This is a genomic window from Chloracidobacterium sp. (assembly GCA_016720705.1).
Taxonomy (GTDB): domain Bacteria; phylum Acidobacteriota; class Blastocatellia; order Pyrinomonadales; family Pyrinomonadaceae; genus OLB17.
In genome coordinates, this window is record JADKKB010000001.1 from 1 (window position 1) to 19060 (window position 19060).

Sequence of the window (19060 nt, forward strand, 5' to 3'; positions counted from 1 at the left end):
GCTATGTGTGTCCCATTAGATACTGATTTGGAAAGGTAATCCGATACCAGAGCCTTAAGTAGTTTATTAATGAGCGAGAACGGCTACGACGGGCGGTGTTTGGCGACACTTCTTGAGATAACATAAATGTCACAAAGCACCAATGCGACAAATTAGAGTTCATTTTAGATGAAAATGTGCTATCTTTCCGTTCTCGCACGACATCATATCGACATTTTAGTTGGGATTAATTTCGGTAAGTTGGTTGCAAGATGGTTGCAGTTTTGCCGACGCATACTCTTTCATAGGTTGTCGCTTGAGCGAAAAAGCCTGTTTCTAAAGCGCTTTGAGCGATTCTGACAAGTCATTGATCTACCCCTAGGTTGCTTAAAAGTGGGAGAGGTCGCGTGTTTCAAATCTTGTGCCGTCCCGACCATGGTTCTGAAACGCCCGGTTCAGCGTGGAGCTGGGCGTTTTGGTGTTTTAGGATCAACAGTTAAATAGACTTCGCTGATCCTACATTCTGGGTCATGGTTTCTTGCTGCATTTAACCATATATAACTTTAGATTCAGTCGTATGATCAAAAAGTGATTACTTCCAGAATAGCTAGTCATGCCACAACGACAATGATCGCACACCAAGTGGGGTCCCACCTGAAAATGCACCGTTACCAAGTCCGGTCATTTTCTGAATCTGAATGCTTCCTCCTCCAGCCAGAAATAGCGCATCAGGAATGAAAGCGGCAAAATAAAGAAACTGGACCAAACTGCCCAAGAGCTTTTAGCTGTCCACAAAATCGCATTTCCCACCAATATAAGCAGGACAAATGAGACCCATAGAAGATACCAAGCGATATCTGAATTAAAAGAACAACCCTCGATAGCAGCGCGATCGGGAGGCCAATGCTCTGTAAACCAACTCCAGGAATAGTAAGAAAAACCAACCCTGTGGCGACGGAAACTGCAATCAGCCCATAAGGTAAAGTTTGCTCCACATAGTTGAAGTTTATATCACAATTGCGTCTGGAAGATAAAAAACGCCTCGGAACAGCGTTCGGGCAGTTTAAGCGTCAATGAAAAAATCACCGTCATACTGGCCTTATTGTAAGGTAGATCGCCCTGCCCACGCCTTGTGATCAGTTTGAGGATCGGTTTGCCGGCCGATGCGTCAATTACGGTTTTGAAATCCGCGACCGAACTTATCGGTCGTTTATTTATCTCAAGTATTACATCGCCGCGAGAGATTCCCGCCGTAGCGGCCGGGCCGTTCGGGTCGATATCTGCGACTACGAGACCATCATTTGAATCAAGTCCTAATTGCTTTGCTATTACTGGCGTCACAGGCTTCCAGCTTGAGACCGAGCTTACCGCCCTGATCGCTCCTCGATTCCGGAGATCCGGGGTTCAGCCTTGGATTCGAACCTTTCGATTGATCGTCGGCATTTAATTCGTCTAGTCTTGCCGTAAGTTCGATTTCCTTGCCATCACGGATCACGGTCAGTTTAATGGTCGTTCCAGGCGATGTCCGAGCGACCTTGTTTCGCGGCAGGAAATTGCTGTCCTCAAGCTTTTCACCACTGATCGCGGTGATTACGTCGCCGCGCTTAACGCCAGCCTTATCTGCAGAACCACCCGGTTTAACATTGCTTACGAAGATGCCGGACCTTTATCCTAGGTCCAAGAGCTTTGGATGATTATCCGTCACGTTTTGAATGTTGAGTTCCAACATGCCGCCGATGACTCTGCCGTCCTTCAAGAGTTGCTCCATCACGGATTGTAGCTTATTCGACGGGATGGAAAATCCAATCCCGATGTCACCGCCCCTTGCACCACCCGGTGAAAGTATCTGCGAGTTGATGCCGACGAGTTCGCCGGTTAAGGTTTAATGTGCCACCCGAATTGCCGCGATTGATCGGTGCATCAGTTTGGAGAAAATCCTCAAAGCTACCGTCACTTGAGTCCGTCCGCCGACCTTCGCCGAAATAATGCCGGCCGTTACCGTCTGGCTGATTCCCCAGCGGATTACCTATGGCTAGTACAATGTCGCCGACGCGAACGCCAATCCGAATTTCAGAGTCAAAAAGGAAAGTCCTTGAGCATGATCTTGAGTACCGCAAGGTCACTCAGCCTATCTGACCCAACGATCTTTGGCTTCATAAGACATTGTTATCGCTCATCAAGGACAGTAATCTTTTCGGCACCATCGACAACGTGATGGTTGGTAAGGATCGTGCCGTCCGAGGTCACAATGACGCGAGAGCCGAGGCCGCGTTCGATCAGCGGGCGCTGACTCGGCCGTTATTTGTGGCGGTTCAAACGGCATTTGACGAAACATCTCATCACCGAATGGATGACTATCGGATCTGGCTGATACTGTTGATTTTCTTTGTTTTCGGCCTGATCCTGACTACCGCCGGGGATGTCTTGTCGACGACGTCCGGGTGTGAAGATGCTGTGTGACGTCCATCAACGAGGGGCGCAGCGGGATTGGAGCTGACATTTGACGCGGTGATTCATAGCCGCAAGTATGCCGGTCTTACAAGCCGAAACAATGAAACCGCAACAAAGTGCGACGGAAGAAACCATGTGAATTGACTTCTGACATCTAGACAATTCTCCAAAGGTATTGAGAAAAATAAGTAATGCCAATTTTCTGACCGGGGATCAATGACCGTAAAGTTAAAATACGACGAAGTTACCTGAAGGTTCGAAATAAGGGACGGGCGAGTTTTGTGTATCAGGAGACTGTTTCTAGCGTTTCGAGTCTCCGAAAAATATATGCGAGCGATTTATAAACTAGCTTTGAACAAAGAAATACCGGGGAGTCATAGTTCTCGTCGTACGAGTATTCGACCAGGTCCATGCCTACAACTCGTTTCTCCTCAGCAGGTTGCGGATAAGGCCAAAGTTTCCATACCAACCGAAACCGCCCGGTTCCGGAGTGCCTGTCGTGGGCATGATACTGAGTCCAGGCCGTCTATATCAATGGTCAAGTAAACGTCGTCGGTGAGCCGAGTTGATCGCGTCGTCGATCCAATCTGTGCGTCCCGCAATGTCTCAGCCCAAAGATCTTCGTCGGCAGCCCGCCTTTCAGCGCGGGCTTCTTCAGCCGATACCGAGCGGATGCCGACCTGACCGACGGTATACGCAGATCCTTGACCACGCGGCCATGATCGAGGCGTGCGAATGTTGTGCCGTCATATTGGTCGCGGAGGTCAGCGCGAGCATCGATCTGCAGTACGCTCAGGCCGGCAAATTTCTCATTGTGCGCTTTGATGACCGGAGCAGAGACTGAGTGCTCGCCGCCGATCATGCATAGGAATTTATCAGCTTCGAGGAGCTTTCGTGTTTCTTCGTAAAGATCGCCCATCATTTGTTCGGGCGTCGGACGTGAGCCGAATTCGGGCAGAGTGTGGATGCCGATCTTGTAGGTTTCGGTATCGGTCTCTTCCTCGTAAAGTTCCATGTTGCAGCGAGGCATCGACGATCGCCATGGCACCGGCACCGGTTCCGGTGCCGTATGAAACCGTTCCCCGTATGAAACAGGAAGTATCAAAACCTCAGCGGTATCGAAGCCGAATACTTGCGTCGTCGATACCGCCAAAATTCATCGGCTTCAGATGTGGATTGGCTCATATTACGGTACGTCAATTACCAGTTCGCGTCCCAAAGCTAAAGTTGGGCGTTTACGGCCTTTCATGAATTTCGCAGCGGTTTGCGATAGTGCCGTGATTATCATCGGCAAGCGCGATCGACGGGTCGCACGGCACATATGCAGTAGTCGCCCCGCCTAGCATTTTGCCGAACGTCGAGGCATGGTTGCCGCCAAACGAGGGTGTTCGGATATCCAGCGGGCCGAATGGGTCAGGATCGAGATCGCATACTTGTGGCCGCGGACATTGGTTCGCGTGATGTATGACGAAACCTCGGCGACATTGACCATCTTTGGCTGCTGGTGCTGCCAAGCGTAATGATGCCCGAATTGCGGCGTTGAGCGATCTGCATCATCTCCAGTGTATCTTGCGTCAGGTCGAACGAGATATTGATCTTCTTTCAAACTTCGCGCGAGCAATCCCAATCGACAGCTCGACCGCCAAGGTCAGGGCAAAAGACGGGAATGCGTGCCTTGAACGCTGAGGTCAAAAGACCGTCCTCATGGGCGATCTCAGAGAGTTCGCGGCCCATAAGATGGAGGAACTCGCGGATGGAGTAGGTGTGCGTAAGGTCAAGCTGATTGACCACGCTGCCGATCCATTCGTCCGCTTCTTGGTATTCTTCGCGATTGGCGAGAATGTCGCCGATACGCATAACATCATTGGCTTCGAGATCCTCATCGGACATGATCGGATGCCCCTGAAAATGGTTGCGGCCCAGAATCTCGTGAATGTCGTGATAAAGTACCGCGCCGGACATCACTATGACATCGACAAACGATTCTTGATCACGTAGGCCAGCAATCGACGCATCCCCGATGTGATGAAATTGCCCGAACCGCACAGATAGATGGTCGAGTTGTCATCAGCATATCGAGCCAGATGCGATAGAGCCTCGGCCAGCTGCTTGGCGCCGAATCCGGCACCTTCCATTCTTTCCAGAAGGCCTGCGACCGAACGGTCGCGGTCAATCGGGACCGGCCGCGTCGGAACCGTCAAAAACTTCGAAGACCTTGTTTTCTTTTTGAGCTACCATACCGCAATGAATTAACTTAACGATTCTCCGATAATGGAAAATCCTTATTCTTTTCGTTCGTGCCGTTGGCGTCAAATAGGTGTAACTTTGCACCTGCTCTTCGCAAAACTCGATCAAGTCACTGCCCTCGGTCTCGGGGAGCACCCTCTTTTATTCGCAGCATTACCGCCTTCGAAAAGCGTCGTGCAACCGCACGCTTCGTATCGACCGATGTTCCAGCGATTCGCCCAAGGTCGCACCGTCGATGACCTTCTTGATGATGTAGCCATCATCGCCGATAAAAATGTGAGCCTCGTGCGGTACGCCGAAGAGGTTGTGGTTATTGCCCATCACTTCTTGGTATGCACCGACGAGCATCATGGCCAGGTAATACGGCTCGCCCTTGACCAGTTTGTGCAGTTCCAGCACGGGCTTGCATCGTGCAAATCGACAAATTTATCTACAATACCGTCGGAATCGCAGGTTATATCACATAGCGTAGCATATTCCGTCGGCTTTTTGTTGAGTTTATGTATCGGGATGATAGGAAATAGTTGTTCGAGTGCCCAATTGTCCGGCATCGAGCGAAAAACTGAGAAATTTGCTAGGTATTTTGCACACATCAGCCGCCGAAGATCAGCGAATTCCTCGAAACGTATTTTTTAACTGGGCGAACTGATCGGCCTTTTCGCAGATGTCCCAAAAGAGGACCTCGCCTTTCCCTTTGGCTTCAAGCGAGATCAACCCGAGGTTGAACATCGTGAAAAGCTCCTCGCGATGTTCAAGGGCGTCGTGATAATACTCACGATAGTTCTTGGCATTTATCGTTTCGCGCAGGTCAAAGAGTTCCTGGACTACCTCCGGATCATCACGTCCATGTCATTTCGGTGCAGGTCCTCGACCACGGTTTCGATCTCGTCCTGAACGTTGGTTACGAGGATCGCGTGGTACGCCGAAAGATAGCGTCCCGACTCCTGGATGATGGTCGGATGCGGGACGTTCTCGTCATCGCAAACCGGCTTTGATGACGTAAATGACGTCATTGGCAAATTCGCGGGCGTTGTAATTAGCCGATGACTCGAATGACGTTCGCGAACCGTCGTAATCGACCGCCATGCCGCCGCCTACGTCGAGATACTCGATGGGGATCTGCATCTTCCGGATCTTGGCGTAGGTTCGGGCCGCTTCTTTCATCGCGTTTTTGATCCGTTTGATGTCGGTCAACTGCGATCCGATGTGGAAACGGAGCAGCCGGAGCATATCGATTCGACCGGCGTCCTGGAGTCTCGGATGACCTCGAGTATCTCGGTCGTTGTTAGGCCGAATTTCGCCGCCCGCCCGATTTTCCCATTTGCCCGAGCCCTTTGAATAAAGTAACGCGGACACCGATCATCGGGATCTTTACGTCGGGATTTAGCCAGGAGACTTCACCGGCAAGCGACAGCGTATGGTCGAGCTCGCTCATTTTCTCGATGACGATGACAACATTCTTGCCGGCGGCAGCACCGGCAAACGCAAGTTGTACAAAGTCGCGGTCCTTAAAGCCATTGAGTACCAGCAGGCTGTCCTTTGCCTGTTCAAGCCCCAATGCGGCGTAAAGCTCCGCCTTTGAGCCGGCTTCGAGGCCAAAGTTGTAACGCGAACCCTCGCGCAGGTACTCCTCGATGACAGCGCGGTTCTGATTGACCTTCATCGGGAAAACACACAGGTGGCCGCCTGCATATTCAAATTCGCGGATCGACTTTTTGAAAGCCGTTTGTAGCTTGCGGATCTGGCCGAATATCAGTTGGGGAAACCAAGCAAGATGGGCGTGTTGATGCCGCTTCTGAAGGTCGTCGATTATTTCCTTAATGTCGGCGGTAAGATTTTCGTTTTCCGGCGAACGGACGATAAGGTTACCTTTTCGGTTAACGCCAAAATAATCGGCTCCCAATTATCGATGCCGTAGGTTTCGATTGTTTGTTCAATTATACTGCGCTCAAATGCCGTACTAACCTGCTATACGACCCGAGAAAAATGGATCGCCGCCCAACGCTCAACAAAAACAACTAGTCTAATAAAATCAACGGAAATTCAAAGAGGCAATAAACAAAGGTGCTCCAACAGGTTTTTGTCGTGTTGTCGACGGGAAATTTGTTTGGCACAAACCCTGAACATTGAAGCGAATTCGGGTGAACGGATTTTTGAATGCAAATGGCAGATGCGACACACAAAAGATAAACGATCAGGTCATCTTAACCGGGAAAAGGTGCCGCGAGTTGTCAAAATGCAGTTGCCATAAATTCCGTCACATTATCAATATCCGAACGTATTTTAGAGGTGTTCAAGATGAGGAAGCAAGCGAAAGTGGATTTTCGTTGATCGAGTTGCTTTTTGGTCGTCGTCGGCCATCGGAATCATCGCAACTATGGCGGCTCCAGCCCTGCAAAAGGGGTTGCGAGCGGCCGAAAACGGAACTACCTTAGTTACCATGAGTGATGATCGGTTCGACGCAAGTTGGCCTGAGTCTTCGCAAAAAAATAATCGTTTTGGGCGGTTAAAGGCGAATTTGAACAACCTACTCAGTCGAAGTTTGGGCATCACTGCAGGAAATCAGATCAATCGCGGAAAATTTGCGATTGATAATGACCCCGGCGGACCCACTAATACGCGAACTCGACATGGATACACTATCACTGCGACGAGAATGTCACGGGTGAAGGAGTGACCTATAAGTACGAGACCACACAAACTGGCGAGACATGGGAGTTCCTGCCTTAGACAAAAGGCTACCCGCCTCATCCATCGAAATCCTCAACCACCAAGGGGTAAATCGCAATGAACGTATTCGAAGACCTAGTCGTCGAACTTAAAGAAGAAAATCTTCTTGAAAGCACCGTTATCGAAACTGACCGTGATGTATCCGTTCCGAAATCGACCGGATGCGGTTTGATGCTGGTAATCGGTAGACCCATTGAGACATCGTAGAGTTGGCGATATCGCGCTCAATAGTGTCCCGATGTCCCTCGATTGGAAAATGTCCTCACCGATTGATTCCTCGAACCCCAGGCTGATCCGGTTCCAATCCAATGTCGAACCGACCACATGTCGCCAAAGGTGAGCTGGAACCGGCGAGCCCTAGCCGGATGAACCATTCGAATCCCTAATCTTGTTGCGGGAAATGACATCCGAAACCGTCGACATCAGAAACCCAACACGGAACGCGAAGTTTTCAGAAAAGAGCGGCTCCGGGAAATGACGAGTCTCAAAATGGTTGACGCAATCCTATCGGCCGTCGAGCGCGGAATGTATGAAGATCGTGCCACGCCCTTATGATGACCTAAAATGCAAAGAAGGCTCTTCATCATTTCCTTCAATTAGCCGAGGACGTTGAGTCCGAAGAAAGTAAAGAGGCCGAATTTGACCTTCTACGCGAAACTGAAGCTTGGTGCTCTGCCTTGGCTAAACGGGATCGTGAAATATCAGTTACAAATATTCGCCGATATTGCGAGAACTGTAAACCGATGCTCAGTTCGCGGGCAATGCTTGACCCGCGAGATTCTCACCGTAATCTACCGTATTCAGAATCCGTCCGCGGTAAGTTTGATTTTATAATTACCAGATTATTTACAAAGGTTGAAGCCGAGGACGAACAGCGAATGCTGCTCTTTTCACGAGACAAATGCTGGGGCACATTAAAACTCTACATGCTGAATGGTCGAGCATACCTCTGTGGTATTCAGCAGAAGGTGAGGAATCTAACATCGCCCTCTTCCTCTCTTGAGCTTTGAAGATCTAACTAAAGAAGCCGAATTCGCAGAAAACTTTGACAGATCTCATTCGAAGCGATTTCTTTGGGCGACTCCGGTTGTTTAAGGAAAGTATTGCTGAACTCTTTTTTGCTCCATCGGTTACCTCCGCAGCGATTGAATGTAATGTGCGGATCGGTAACAAGTATGTCGGATTTGATCGAGCGAGAGCGGCGTGGAGATCAAGTGCCGCAGACGTCTCCACGACCGATTTGGCGACATTGACGTGATCAGATCGTATCTGAGGCTGCCGGCAGATCGCTTGAGTTGGTAAACCTTCTCCGAGATCAGACCGCATCAGAAGAGCTTGCCAATGGAGGAGGCGGTTGAGGAACCGAGTGATCCTGAGACCTTGCACGAGGACTCTGCCGATGACATTGTCCAGGCCAAAGCCGTATCGGGAAATCCGAGGCTTCGCAATTCGGGTCTTAGACGCGGTGCAGCGGGATAAATATGTGGTTTATGGTCGCCGCCTTATTAATGGTTGCTGCGTCGGTCGGCGTCTTCGTCTGGGGAAACTACTTTGACGTAACCGGACGTATCCAGTGTCGGCGTTAAGACACTAAGTTTCTCAGGGACCGACCTAGCTGACGTTGTTAAGACGGCAAAATTAAGCAGTGAAGGCTTCAGCGTCGTTGCTCAGCCTAATCTTGACCAAATGTCTTGTGGCGAAAGCAGAATGAGGTGCTTCAAAAGCTATACCAGGCTGGCAAATGAGAAGGATGGATCGTAGTAAATCTTATGAATAGTGAAGGAAAGACCGTGGGGCTACATCAACCCGAACAAGGTCGAGATCCAAGCGGAAACGAAGTAAAAGCCACTTTCGTCATTTTCCGCAAATTTGGCGAATCTTCCAAAGCCATAGCTGCGAGGACCTCAGCGTGGTGCTTTTGCGGCGGAAAGGCAGCACGCCGTGTCCACCCCGTCAAAGCCGCCTTTCCAGTTATCGAAACTGATTTTGGGGTCAGCCTGGGAATCTCATTGATCAAATTGCACCTATATTGAAAATATTACGCCCGGAACCTGTTGCAGGTCAATACTTTTTTCAAAGGCGTTCGATTATCTGGAAACACCACTACTGGTATGTTGGAGCATTATCATCGTACTTTCGGTATAAACTTCTAAAATTTGGAGTTCGAACATATTGGCAACTGCGTTGCACAATCGTCAAGCAAGCCCGTTGAATCGCTATGAAACCGAAATCCCAAGTTAGAATGCTTCCTGGCCACTTTCGTTTTGGTAATCGATAGTTCTTGGCCAATTTTTGCAATTGGATCATCCACAGCCCTGTAGATAGGTGGAACGATCAGAAAAAGAGGCTATGGGGGGTACCAGCAATATTCAACACACTTCATTACTTTACTGACCTCTACGGCCCGCGGCTCACCGGTAGTCCTAACCACGTTGGTGGCGGCAAATTGGGCAGTCAAAGAAATGACTTCTTGGGGATTCTCGAATGCGGCGCGCGAGCCTTGGGATTTCGGTCATCCTGGCTGGGTCAATGAGCGTTCCACCGGGCTATTAATGATCTCGCCGGTCCAAGACACTTTGATATTTGAAGTTTTGGCGTGGACGCCGTCGACAAAGGGCGTGGTAAATTCGGCTTTCGCTGTTCATATGGTGCTGCCGGATCGACCGACTCAGGAAGAACTTACGGCATACTTTGCCGGAATGTCGGCAAAGGTCGGGAAGAAGATAATTTCGGTCGGTAAACCTGCGGTTATTTCGGTAACGATCGAACCGGCACCTGCCGAATTCTGGACGCAACTGCCAAGCAACGGTTCGATCCCAAATCGGTTTCTGCAGGGGCAAGGTTCGGTCGAGGGACAGGTCCAACTTCCACCCCGGAAACCAAATGCTTTGACGAATGCTCAGATCAATGAACAGCTTGATGCCTTTCTGGTTGTTAACAAGGTTGCCTTGCGTAAATGACGCCGCTGGTGGACCACGGCCTGATCCGGAGCTTTTAATAACAGGAGCTTCTTGATATCACCAAGTACAGCTGACCGTAGTTATGCGAAAACGAAGATTTTGGTCGCATTGCCCGTCTGATCGCACACGGCACGCCGGTAAACCCGCAGTTTGAGGTTCGCAATCGCCTTGCGCCCGAGGGTAAGACCAGCTACAACGTTGTCGTTAGATCCTCGGCAATTGATCAAAAGGATGAGGTCGTAATGCTCGGCGGACATCTTGATTCTTGGCATTCGGCACCGGGGCGACCGACAATGCCGTCGGTTGTGCAGCGGCGATGGAAGCCGCCCGCATCCTGAAGGCGATCGGCGTCAAACCACGTCGAACTATCCGAGTCGCGTTATGGAGCGGTGAAGAGCAGGGCTTGCTTCGGTTCTCAAGCGTATGTCGGGGAGCACTTTGAACTGCTGAAGCATCGGGAACCGAATTTTCCAAATTCAACGGTTACTTTAATACCGACAGCGGAACGGGACGTGCTCGTGGATTCAGTATTTTCGGCCCGGCCGAGATCCGACCGTTCTTCGCGACGCTATGGCATCGTTTGCCGATCTCGGCGTAGCGGGTGCGATCAGTTCAACGAGCAGGAGTTTGGCGGATCCGATCCACGTCGTTTAGTGCGGCCGACTTCCGGGCATTGGCGTTGCCCAGGATCCTATCGAGTACTTTACCGATACGTGGCATACCAATCTGGATACCTATGAGCGCGTGATCGATTTCGACGTAAAGTCGTCGGCAATTGTGATTGCAGCCGCTGCTTCCATGTTGGCGATGCAGGATGAGATGCTTCCGCGCTTCTCTGCGGCAGATATGCCAAAGGCTCCGGCCCAGCGTTAGTATCGGGTGATCCACTCGCCCTTCAGGTGTTGACGTTTTCAAACCAAATGCCCGTGCTTTAAATGTGCGGGCATTTTGTGATTGACCATTTCAATGCATCCATTTATCATTGGCTGACACAATGACATACATATCCAGCACGTCTATGAATAGTGACTACATAAGGGTCACAGCTCAAGGGTCATACTCGTACGAGCAGATGTTTGATTTTTTGATTATTGTCGTAAGGAAGCGGACAATTTGATCTTGAGAAAGTACTGATCGATTGCGTGGAACTTAAAATGCAATTGTCAGAAGTTCAACGATTTGAGGGCGGATAGATGATTGCCAGCCTTTTCGGCAGCGATAAAAGGGTCGCTCTCGTTCTGCCTGCTGGCCAAGTCACCAAAATGGGCGAAATTGCGGCCAACAATCGAGGTGCCTGACCGCTAGTTACAGAATCGTTCGATGAAGCGTTACAGTGGCCTGACAATTGAACGGCCTCGCTCACACCTGAAACGCCAGGGAAGGGCAAATATCCGCTAATACACAATTCCCGCAATCCGGTTTTCGGAGCCTCATATATCTGTCTGCCGTGAAATATCATCCAATGCGGAAACATAACCCAGTATTTTTTGGGCACTACGTCAGATAAATTTTCTCAATCTTTTCAGGGGTCTTTTCGTCTGTCAGCCCTAACCGCTGTGACAAACGGCCAACGTGAGTGTCAACAACGACGCCCGAGGCGATCCCAAACGCGTTGCTCAGGACGACGTTCGCAGTCTTGCGGGCGACGCCGCCAGCAAGCGTCAATAACTCATCCATAGCCTGGGTGATCCCGCCGCCAAATTCATCGATTATCCGCTGACACGCCGCCTGTATATTCTTAGCTTTATTTCGAAAGAAACCGGTCGAGTGGATATCTCTGTCCAATTCTTCTTGCCTGACGTTAATGAGGTCCAATGGCCCGCGATATTTGCGAAAAAGGCTACGTGACGAATGTTCACGCGTTCATCGGTGCACTAAGCCGAAAGGATCGTCGCGATCAGCAGTTCAAACGGCGACGTGTGGTTGAGTGCAATGAGCGTCGGGATATTGCCTCTTTAGACGCTTTATGATCTCGGCGGCTTGGGATGTTCTATCTTTCATCATTCGCTAAAGGCTAAAAAGAAAGGCACAAAATGCAAATTCTCGATAGTTTGCGTAGAATCAAGGCATACCGATAATGGCCGTCGATTTTAATGCCACCAATTACCGCGGCGGGCCAACGACTCTCAGAATGAAAGTCCCATTACTAGACATTAAAGAGCAAAACGATGCCCTTCGACCGGAGATCGAGGCGGCGTTGGGACGAGTGCTCGACCTGTTGATTTATCCTTGGCGGCGAAGTTGCCGAACTCGAATGCGAATTGGCCGGCTATTGCGGCACCAAATACGCGATCGGATGTGCGTCGGGTAGCGATGCTCCATTGCTCGCCCTTATGGCCCTCGATGTCGGTCCGGGCGACGAGGTTATTACCACTCCGTACAGTTTTTTGCAACCGTCAGTGCGATCACACGGCTTGGTTTCATAGCGGTTTTTGCCGATATCGATCCGGTTGCTATACATCCCTGACGTCTCGCAGGTCGAGGCAAAGATCACGGACCGGACGAAAGCGATCGTTTCCGTTCATCTTTATGGTCATGTGCCGATATGACCGCTCTTCTTCGTGAGATCAGCGATCGCGGCGTAATATTGCGATCGTCGAAGACGCAGCCTGTAAGCGATCTGCGCCGTAGCAGAACGGTATTCGTGCCGGAGCTTCATCGGTACGATGGAGCTTAGCTCGTATCCGTCTAAGAATCTCTTGGGAAAGGGCGACGGCGGATTTAGTAGCGACCAATGATGACGTTCTCGCTAAAAGTTGCTTGCGCTTCGTGTACACGGATCGGATTTTTTGTACATACCGGCAATACGTTGGCCTAAATTCGCGTCTCGACGGTTTCCAGGGTGTTGTGCTCCGTGTAAAACTTTCCGCATTTGATAAATGGGCCGATATGCTGTGGCAAATGGGGCATAGATACAGAGGAACACGCCGGTTTGACCGGAGCAGATTCGGGCTCTTCGTTTGAAAGGTCCATAGCTAAACATATTTATAACCAATATGTTATACGCATTCCCGGACGCCGTGACGAATCATGTCATTATCTGACCGGAGAAGGGAATTCGGAACCTGAGAGACATTACCCCGTACCGCCTTTATCTGCAAGATTAGCTGGTATATCTCGGATATAGTGCCGGCGATCGGCCCGAGGCGGAAAAGGTGGCGGTCGAGACGCTTGCGTTGCCGATCTATCCTGGAGTTGAAACCGGATCAAGAAGCAGGTCGCCAGATTCCATACGCGTTTTTTGAGCAAGACACGCGATCCATGAATGCCAGAATTTTGACTTCAGATCCGACAGCGCTTCGACATCAAAAGCCAAGATCATCTTGATCGCGGCGGTTATCTTCGCGCCTGTTTTCGGTTATGGCAGTACGGCGCTAACTGGGCGGAATGATCGCCGAACTTTGACACCGGTCACCGACCCAAATGCTACTGCCGTGCTGCGGACCTGGCCTGCTCGATGGCCCCGTCCGATCCGATTACGCTGTGGCTGGCGGCCTGCGTCCAACATAATATTTTCTCGCCCGAGAGCACCAATGCCGCGATCAAGATGTACGAGGACACTGTACGGCTCTCGCCCAACGATTTTCGCTGGTGTGGATCGAACTCGGCCGTGCATACGAACAGGCCGAGATGAATGAAAAGGCGGAGGCTTCTGCTATGAAAGGCGATCTCACTTGCTCCGGGCCTACACGTTTCCCGCGATGGCAATTTGGCAACTTCTCTTCTGCGGCAGGGCCGTACTGATGCGAGGCGTTTGCCGAGTTAAAGGTAGTTACTTAAAATAACCAGACGTATCGCGAACAGGTATTTTCGCTCGCTTGGGAATATTTTGGCAAAGATCCAGTCAAATCCGAGCAGGTGATCGCAGATAAATCCGATGTTTACGCAAGTTTGGCGTTGCCCGGTAAATGGGACGCGGCTGTGCCGGGCTGACCTGCTCCGAATGTGGAACAAACTTGATGACGCTGCAAAGGCAGAGCATCCGCAATTTATTTCAGTCATCGCCCAGGGTCTATACGAAAAGCGTCATTTCCCTGGAGGCACTGGAGTTTGCCAAGCAACTCTGAATGGACACGGACGCTTTGTTTCAATACCGTCACCAACGGCGGATTTGAACGCGGCGTCGGCGACGGAAAGACACACGCTTTGCCGGAGAGCATCTTTCGCAACGATCCGGAAGCTTCCGACGCCTCCAGCGATACGTCGGTCTGCCATTCCGGCGGCCGCAGCCTCAAGCTGCTTTCGCACATTCAAAAATCGAAATCCTTACAACGTCTGGCCAACAGTCGTGGTCGAACCGGGCCGAGCATACAAACTCAGCTTTTGGGTTCGCACCGAAAATCTAAAGAGCGGCGGCGGGGCCGCAGATCCAGATCGTTCATGGAAATGATGACAAGATCATCACCACTCCGGCGGTCTTTGCGGCCGGCACTAACGACTGGCAAAAGAAGCTCAGCGCCCTCTGACTTTACCGCACCGGACAACTGCTACGGCGTCACCATTCGCACCGTGCGCGCGTACCGCGGCGATGATTGTCCGATCACGGGAACCCTCTGGTACGACGATTTTGAATTGAAAAAGATCAATTAAGAGAAATTACATTGACTGCTGCTAACAAGACAATCTTTTCCCTTTGGTCGGGGAAAAGATTGTTTCGACGCTCGCATACGGTACGGTCCACCAGCCGACGATCGCACTTGTTTACTTTGTGGATCGCCGGAATGTTCATCATTTGGGTGATCGACGGTTTTACAGGCAGTTCCGTCAAATACGCAGCACGAGCCTTATCCAAATACCGGCTTCACCTTGCGGCGGCGTACGCATTTCTTCAGATCATCCCTTCGGTTCGATCGCCGAAACGGTTCGGTTTGAGCGGCATACCGCGGACCATCTCGCTTGCTCCCTTCGCGAGTGAGGCGACGGGACTGCATTTCATTGCCCTGGGCATTTTTCTCTCGCTCGCTCTCACCTACATCGACAGCGCCGCACGCCTTAAGCGAATTGCCGTTTTGATCACCATATTCGAGCAGTTTTCGCATTTTTCTGCGATATTCGTAACCGGTGCTGTCGCCAACCAAGATCTATGGCATACTGGAGCGTCCGTCGCCATTCGGTTCGTTTGTCAACCGGCATAATTTCAAGGCGTATATCGAAATGACGGCGAGCATCCCGCTCTCGGCCTGCTCTTTGTCGGGGCTGTCAGCCGCGATAAAAGCTGCTTTACATTACCGGCATCACGTTGATGTGCGGTGGCTCTACTCGCTAAGCGGTTCGCGCGGCGGTTTTATCGTTGGTGTCATGGGAGTTGATCTTTGCTGACCTTTTCTTCTCTCACCACCTTTCCTCACGGAGTCAGAAGGTCGCATTGGACATCGCTCTTTCGCTACTATTGATCGGTGCGGTCATCGTCGGAGCACCTTTTGTCGGCGGTGGAAACGCCTTTGTTTATATTTGTCGAAACTGCTGCCTCCAAGGACATCATCACCAATCGCACGCATATCTGGGCAGTCACTTTGTGTGCGATATCAGGCAATCTGCTGCCCAGTGCGGGCCTCGGGGCTTTTGCCCAGGCTTAGCAATGCCCTACGATGATTTGGATGGACCGGAACGCGTCGAACAGGCCCACAATGCACATCTCCTGCGCCTCTGACGCTGGCATCGTCGGAGCGTTGATCGGGCTAGCATTCCTGTTCCTGATTTACCGGAGCGCACGAAAGGGAATTGCGGTCCATAATCTATTTCGCCGCGGTATCGCGATCGTTGCATTTTCGGGTATCTTTGCCATCCTGATCCACAGCGTATGTGATTTTGTGCTTCATACCATCGGCAACATCGATGTGCTTTCTGACGCCAGTAAGGTAATGCTCAACGCCGCGTTGCGTAAATACCCTGACGACGAAAAAGACCTCGATCACCACGAACACCGCAAACGCCGCTCCATCGATCCATGCGGCCGAATTCAGCCCCAAACGTTAAAGGCTTTTTAAGTAAAGCTGAGTGTCCTGCTAATTAGTTTAGTTTAATTTGAAACAGCTTGTTTGCGAGTTGTTTTACGCGCAGCCGTGCGTTTCACTCTGAGTTACGGGCGGAAAGTGTTTCAAATTAATTTGGAGCATGGGCGAATTCTCGAAACAACTTAAGTACTTTGTTTAGCGACTTTAACCCTCAATTTTGTTTTGCATTCCCACTTTCTTCCTCAGGTTCATCGCTAACCCTGCCCGGAAGCGCTGTAACGCCCGTGTTTGTTGCGTTTAGCGAGATCTCGTGCTGTTTCACAATACAATTCCCGGTATCCGAGTATTGCGATCCCATCTGAATTGGGACAATCTGTGTTCTGCATTCAGTAATTCTCAAACGAACACCGTGAAATGCAACTGCCTCTAACGTGCCAAAATTGGCGCCACAAATCGCAGCCATTTTTTGCACATGCGGGACGCTTTTGTGGCATCTTTTGGATGCGGTTGGTGCGTTTGATTGGGTGACAAAAGAGAACAACCGGCGCCTCCATTATTAGTTAGATTCTTTCAGATACGCACCGCTGTAATTAGCGAATGCCATCATCTATTCGTGCACAGCTTCGTTCGAGCGGCTGGCTACATGAAACCTGATCGGCTCATCTCGAACTATATCGAGATGGCTGGCCGTACCATCAGACCTTCAGAGACTGAGCGGGTTTCCCCGTCACCTCTCCTGACCCCTCGTACAAACCAACTTCGCCCCGCCGTGTAAACTCCTCGTAGCTGATGCCATCACGAAGCATGACATAACAGTTAATCAGAAGCTTACGGGCCGCTGCAACTTTTGCTTTCGGGCGGCCTCTACGACGGCTAACCTCGGAATAGAACTTCCGTATCTTCTTATCGCGACTTGCCTGGGCTGCCTGCCCGAGCAGGTACCTTGCGAGCCGCGAACCTCGCTTGCTGATCGAACCGATCCGCCTCGTCTCGCCCGAGCTTTTCTCGAGCGGGTCGAGTCCTACAAATGCCACGACCTCTTCCTTACGGCGAAAGCGTCGAACATCGCCGAGCGTGTGAATAAGTGCCATGGCGTTGATCAGCCCGATCCCGGGATGTGTCATTAGCAATTGAGCACGCTCTTCCTTATTCGCCTCTTCCTCGAGCCTCGCCTCCACGGCCTTGATCTGGCGTGTCAGCTCGTCGCAAAGAACAAATCGAGAGCTGACCAGAAGCCGCTCGACCTGTGTCGTCTCAACCTCCTCGATCTTCTTTCTCGCCTTTACCGCCGGCAAACGGAACCGTGGCAAGCCCTTCGATCGTGCGAACGCCTGCAGCTGATTCACCACCGATGTCCGCTTGCTCACCAAAGAGTGACGATAGTTCAGCAGATCGAGCATCTCCCGGCTCTGCTCGTTCCTCGGCGTGATCGCCGGAAATGTCCCGCGCATCAATAGATCCAGGATCGTCTCCGCATCCCTGTGGTCGTTCTTGTGTCTCGATAATGCTGCTCGACGGATCATCCTAGGGTCTCCGATCTTGAGCGTCATTCCATTGTCAAAGAGCAACTTCTCAAACCACCACAGCGATCCCGTGGCCTCCGTTCCAATAACCGCGTCCTTTCCGCACTTGCGGTAAAACGCCTTTATCCCCGCCTTATCGCTATGAAGAAACCGCTTATATCTGATCTCTCCATCCGCTTCATCCACAAAAGCAAGCGTCTGCTCATATGGATGAAAGTCAACCCCAATGTATACTGCCATTGTTGATCTCGCGGGTTGTTATTCTTTTGTCAGAATTCGAGTTTACACAAAAACTCGACTCCCGCGAGGTCAACACTTCATAGCATCAGACATGCGATAGTGCGATTCTCTGTTTGTACTGCTCCTGAACTTTCTTCCATGTGCTTTCGAACTCCGGATCGGTCTTGCATTTCTGTCTCGCGGCGTCGAATCGGCGGCCGGCGTTTGACTGGTCGAGACCGACGATCCTGGACATCTCGGTGATGGTCGCACCTGATTCCTTGCCGATCAGGATGAACACCTCCTTTGCGGTAATGATACGCTTATTCTTTCCGGATCCGAAGAAATTCTCTCTCTCCATTTCGAATACCTGTTCGATCACGTTCAGCAGCAGATCCGCATCAAAGGGCAACAAGAGCAATCGGGGTCACGCCTGCTATTTTGTCGATTCTCGATTGAGGTTCTCATTTGGTAGAGATAGTATCATCGAGCAAATGGCGAGGAAAGCGAGGATCGGGATCGAGGGCGGGCTTTATTATGTGACGACGAGAGGGGTGGATCGGAGGGACATCTTTCATTCGCCGGAGGACTATCGGAAGTTCGTTGAGCTGTTCGCCGGGCAAAAGGAGAAGCTTGCCTTTTATCTTTAAGCCTACTGCCTGATGACCAATCACATTCATCTGCTGATCGAGAGGCGGACGGATGATGTGGGGCGGATCATGCATCGGGTGTTAACGAGCGTGCGGTCGGTGCGTGAAGATGCGGCGAGGGCGTGGCGGAAAGGGAAAGAACCCAGAAAGAACCCAGTCGCTATGGCTCCCGGTTCTGACAAGAGTTTGGCGTTCGCGGGAACAGAGGGAACTTGCGATGGTCATTATTTGACCGTTGCGACGGTCGATACGGACTACCGAGATCCGCGCTTTAGCGTCACTCGAATGGAATGTCGTGATCAAGTCGTCTGACTTTTCCGCTCAGAAAGCTCACACACGAGTTCGGG

General features: G+C 51.0%; 28 protein-coding genes and 1 pseudogene. 15 read left to right on the forward strand and 14 right to left on the reverse strand.

Annotation, left to right across the window (positions count from 1 at the left end):
- Nucleotides 1-990 precede the first annotated feature (990 nt).
- Both IPQ00_00005 and IPQ00_00010 read right to left on the reverse strand, forming a co-directional pair.
- Nucleotides 991-1320 carry a PDZ domain-containing protein gene (locus tag IPQ00_00005; GenBank protein ID MBL0238953.1) on the reverse strand — a complete coding sequence of 110 codons (330 nt, stop codon included), beginning with the start codon at nt 1318-1320 and terminating at the stop codon, nt 991-993.
- Entirely contained in the window at nt 1286-1636 is a 351-nt protein-coding gene (locus IPQ00_00010; protein ID MBL0238954.1) for a PDZ domain-containing protein, read from the reverse strand. Before IPQ00_00010 ends, IPQ00_00005 begins: the two co-directional genes overlap by 35 nt.
- Nucleotides 1637-2142: 506 nt before the next feature.
- Between IPQ00_00010 and IPQ00_00015 the strand changes: the two genes are divergently transcribed.
- A complete protein-coding gene (locus tag IPQ00_00015; protein ID MBL0238955.1) occupies nt 2143-2439 on the forward strand; it encodes a hypothetical protein in 297 nt (98 codons plus the stop codon).
- A 529-nt stretch (nt 2440-2968) separates the two neighbouring features.
- Here the strand turns inward: IPQ00_00015 and IPQ00_00020 are convergent.
- Nucleotides 2969-3460, reverse strand: a complete 492-nt coding sequence (locus IPQ00_00020; GenBank protein MBL0238956.1) for an arginase family protein — start codon at nt 3458-3460, stop codon at nt 2969-2971.
- 11 nt (nt 3461-3471) lie between these two features.
- On the opposite strand from IPQ00_00020, the gene IPQ00_00025 reads away from it, so the two are divergent.
- Nucleotides 3472-3681 (forward strand): hypothetical protein, encoded by a 210-nt coding sequence (locus IPQ00_00025; GenBank protein MBL0238957.1) that lies wholly within the window; start codon nt 3472-3474, stop codon nt 3679-3681.
- A gap of 88 nt (nt 3682-3769) precedes the next feature.
- On the opposite strand, the gene IPQ00_00030 is transcribed toward IPQ00_00025, so the two are convergent.
- The 8 genes from IPQ00_00030 to IPQ00_00065 form a co-directional block, all read right to left on the reverse strand.
- Entirely contained in the window at nt 3770-4036 is a 267-nt protein-coding gene (locus IPQ00_00030; GenBank protein ID MBL0238958.1) for a hypothetical protein, read from the reverse strand.
- On the reverse strand, nt 4033-4392 hold the full coding sequence (locus tag IPQ00_00035; protein MBL0238959.1) for a deoxyhypusine synthase family protein: 360 nt from the start codon (nt 4390-4392) through the stop codon (nt 4033-4035). Before IPQ00_00035 ends, IPQ00_00030 begins: the two co-directional genes overlap by 4 nt.
- A 2-nt stretch (nt 4393-4394) precedes the next feature.
- On the reverse strand, nt 4395-4631 hold the full coding sequence (locus IPQ00_00040) for a deoxyhypusine synthase family protein (GenBank protein ID MBL0238960.1): 237 nt from the start codon (nt 4629-4631) through the stop codon (nt 4395-4397).
- Nucleotides 4632-4830: 199 nt separating this feature from the next.
- Complete coding sequence (locus IPQ00_00045) at nt 4831-5076, reverse strand: hypothetical protein (protein ID MBL0238961.1); 246 nt, start codon at nt 5074-5076, stop codon at nt 4831-4833.
- Nucleotides 5077-5283: 207 nt separating this feature from the next.
- Nucleotides 5284-5484: a hypothetical protein gene (locus IPQ00_00050; protein MBL0238962.1), complete on the reverse strand. Its 201-nt coding sequence runs from the start codon at nt 5482-5484 to the stop codon at nt 5284-5286.
- 17 nt (nt 5485-5501) lie between these two features.
- Complete coding sequence (locus tag IPQ00_00055) at nt 5502-5690, reverse strand: hypothetical protein (protein ID MBL0238963.1); 189 nt, start codon at nt 5688-5690, stop codon at nt 5502-5504.
- Nucleotides 5653-5907, reverse strand: coding sequence for a hypothetical protein (locus IPQ00_00060; GenBank protein MBL0238964.1), 255 nt, complete (start codon nt 5905-5907; stop codon nt 5653-5655). The genes IPQ00_00055 and IPQ00_00060 overlap by 38 nt, the downstream gene beginning before the upstream one ends.
- Nucleotides 5908-5962: 55 nt before the next feature.
- Nucleotides 5963-6580 carry a hypothetical protein gene (locus IPQ00_00065; GenBank protein MBL0238965.1) on the reverse strand — a complete coding sequence of 206 codons (618 nt, stop codon included), beginning with the start codon at nt 6578-6580 and terminating at the stop codon, nt 5963-5965.
- Between the two features lie 884 nt (nt 6581-7464).
- Here IPQ00_00065 and IPQ00_00070 point away from each other — a divergent pair.
- From IPQ00_00070 to IPQ00_00090, 5 genes are all read left to right on the forward strand, one after another.
- Entirely contained in the window at nt 7465-7614 is a 150-nt protein-coding gene (locus tag IPQ00_00070; protein ID MBL0238966.1) for a hypothetical protein, read from the forward strand.
- A gap of 1134 nt (nt 7615-8748) precedes the next feature.
- Nucleotides 8749-8886, forward strand: a complete 138-nt coding sequence (locus IPQ00_00075; protein MBL0238967.1) for a hypothetical protein — start codon at nt 8749-8751, stop codon at nt 8884-8886.
- 290 nt (nt 8887-9176) lie between these two features.
- A complete protein-coding gene (locus IPQ00_00080; protein MBL0238968.1) occupies nt 9177-9440 on the forward strand; it encodes a hypothetical protein in 264 nt (87 codons plus the stop codon).
- A 429-nt stretch (nt 9441-9869) separates the two neighbouring features.
- The gene (locus IPQ00_00085) at nt 9870-10367 is read left to right on the forward strand and encodes a hypothetical protein (GenBank protein MBL0238969.1); all 498 of its coding nucleotides are present in this window, start codon (nt 9870-9872) and stop codon (nt 10365-10367) included.
- A 265-nt stretch (nt 10368-10632) separates the two neighbouring features.
- Nucleotides 10633-10809: a M20/M25/M40 family metallo-hydrolase gene (locus IPQ00_00090; GenBank protein MBL0238970.1), complete on the forward strand. Its 177-nt coding sequence runs from the start codon at nt 10633-10635 to the stop codon at nt 10807-10809.
- Nucleotides 10810-11726: 917 nt separating this feature from the next.
- Here IPQ00_00090 and nth read toward each other — a convergent pair.
- A pseudogene (nth, locus tag IPQ00_00095) lies at nt 11727-12371 on the reverse strand (endonuclease III).
- A gap of 257 nt (nt 12372-12628) precedes the next feature.
- On the opposite strand from nth, the gene IPQ00_00100 reads away from it, so the two are divergent.
- The 6 genes from IPQ00_00100 to IPQ00_00125 all read left to right on the forward strand — a co-directional run bounded on the left by IPQ00_00100 (nt 12629) and on the right by IPQ00_00125 (nt 16354).
- Nucleotides 12629-12793, forward strand: a complete 165-nt coding sequence (locus tag IPQ00_00100; protein ID MBL0238971.1) for a DegT/DnrJ/EryC1/StrS family aminotransferase — start codon at nt 12629-12631, stop codon at nt 12791-12793.
- A gap of 6 nt (nt 12794-12799) precedes the next feature.
- Entirely contained in the window at nt 12800-12916 is a 117-nt protein-coding gene (locus tag IPQ00_00105; protein MBL0238972.1) for a DegT/DnrJ/EryC1/StrS family aminotransferase, read from the forward strand.
- Nucleotides 12917-14417: 1501 nt separating this feature from the next.
- Nucleotides 14418-14957, forward strand: a complete 540-nt coding sequence (locus tag IPQ00_00110) for a hypothetical protein (protein ID MBL0238973.1) — start codon at nt 14418-14420, stop codon at nt 14955-14957.
- 131 nt (nt 14958-15088) lie between these two features.
- Nucleotides 15089-15502, forward strand: a complete 414-nt coding sequence (locus IPQ00_00115; protein ID MBL0238974.1) for a hypothetical protein — start codon at nt 15089-15091, stop codon at nt 15500-15502.
- Nucleotides 15503-15796: 294 nt separating this feature from the next.
- Nucleotides 15797-15943, forward strand: a complete 147-nt coding sequence (locus tag IPQ00_00120) for a hypothetical protein (GenBank protein MBL0238975.1) — start codon at nt 15797-15799, stop codon at nt 15941-15943.
- A 51-nt stretch (nt 15944-15994) separates the two neighbouring features.
- A complete protein-coding gene (locus tag IPQ00_00125; GenBank protein ID MBL0238976.1) occupies nt 15995-16354 on the forward strand; it encodes a hypothetical protein in 360 nt (119 codons plus the stop codon).
- A gap of 662 nt (nt 16355-17016) precedes the next feature.
- Here IPQ00_00125 and IPQ00_00130 read toward each other — a convergent pair.
- Both IPQ00_00130 and IPQ00_00135 read right to left on the reverse strand, forming a co-directional pair.
- Nucleotides 17017-18084, reverse strand: coding sequence for an IS110 family transposase (locus IPQ00_00130; protein MBL0238977.1), 1068 nt, complete (start codon nt 18082-18084; stop codon nt 17017-17019).
- An 85-nt stretch (nt 18085-18169) separates the two neighbouring features.
- Nucleotides 18170-18484, reverse strand: coding sequence for a hypothetical protein (locus IPQ00_00135; GenBank protein MBL0238978.1), 315 nt, complete (start codon nt 18482-18484; stop codon nt 18170-18172).
- A 73-nt stretch (nt 18485-18557) separates the two neighbouring features.
- On the opposite strand from IPQ00_00135, the gene IPQ00_00140 reads away from it, so the two are divergent.
- Together IPQ00_00140 and IPQ00_00145 are read left to right on the forward strand one after the other, a co-directional pair.
- Nucleotides 18558-18713 (forward strand): hypothetical protein, encoded by a 156-nt coding sequence (locus IPQ00_00140; GenBank protein ID MBL0238979.1) that lies wholly within the window; start codon nt 18558-18560, stop codon nt 18711-18713.
- Between the two features lie 12 nt (nt 18714-18725).
- Nucleotides 18726-19025, forward strand: coding sequence for a hypothetical protein (locus IPQ00_00145; protein MBL0238980.1), 300 nt, complete (start codon nt 18726-18728; stop codon nt 19023-19025).
- Nucleotides 19026-19060: the final 35 nt, after the last annotated feature.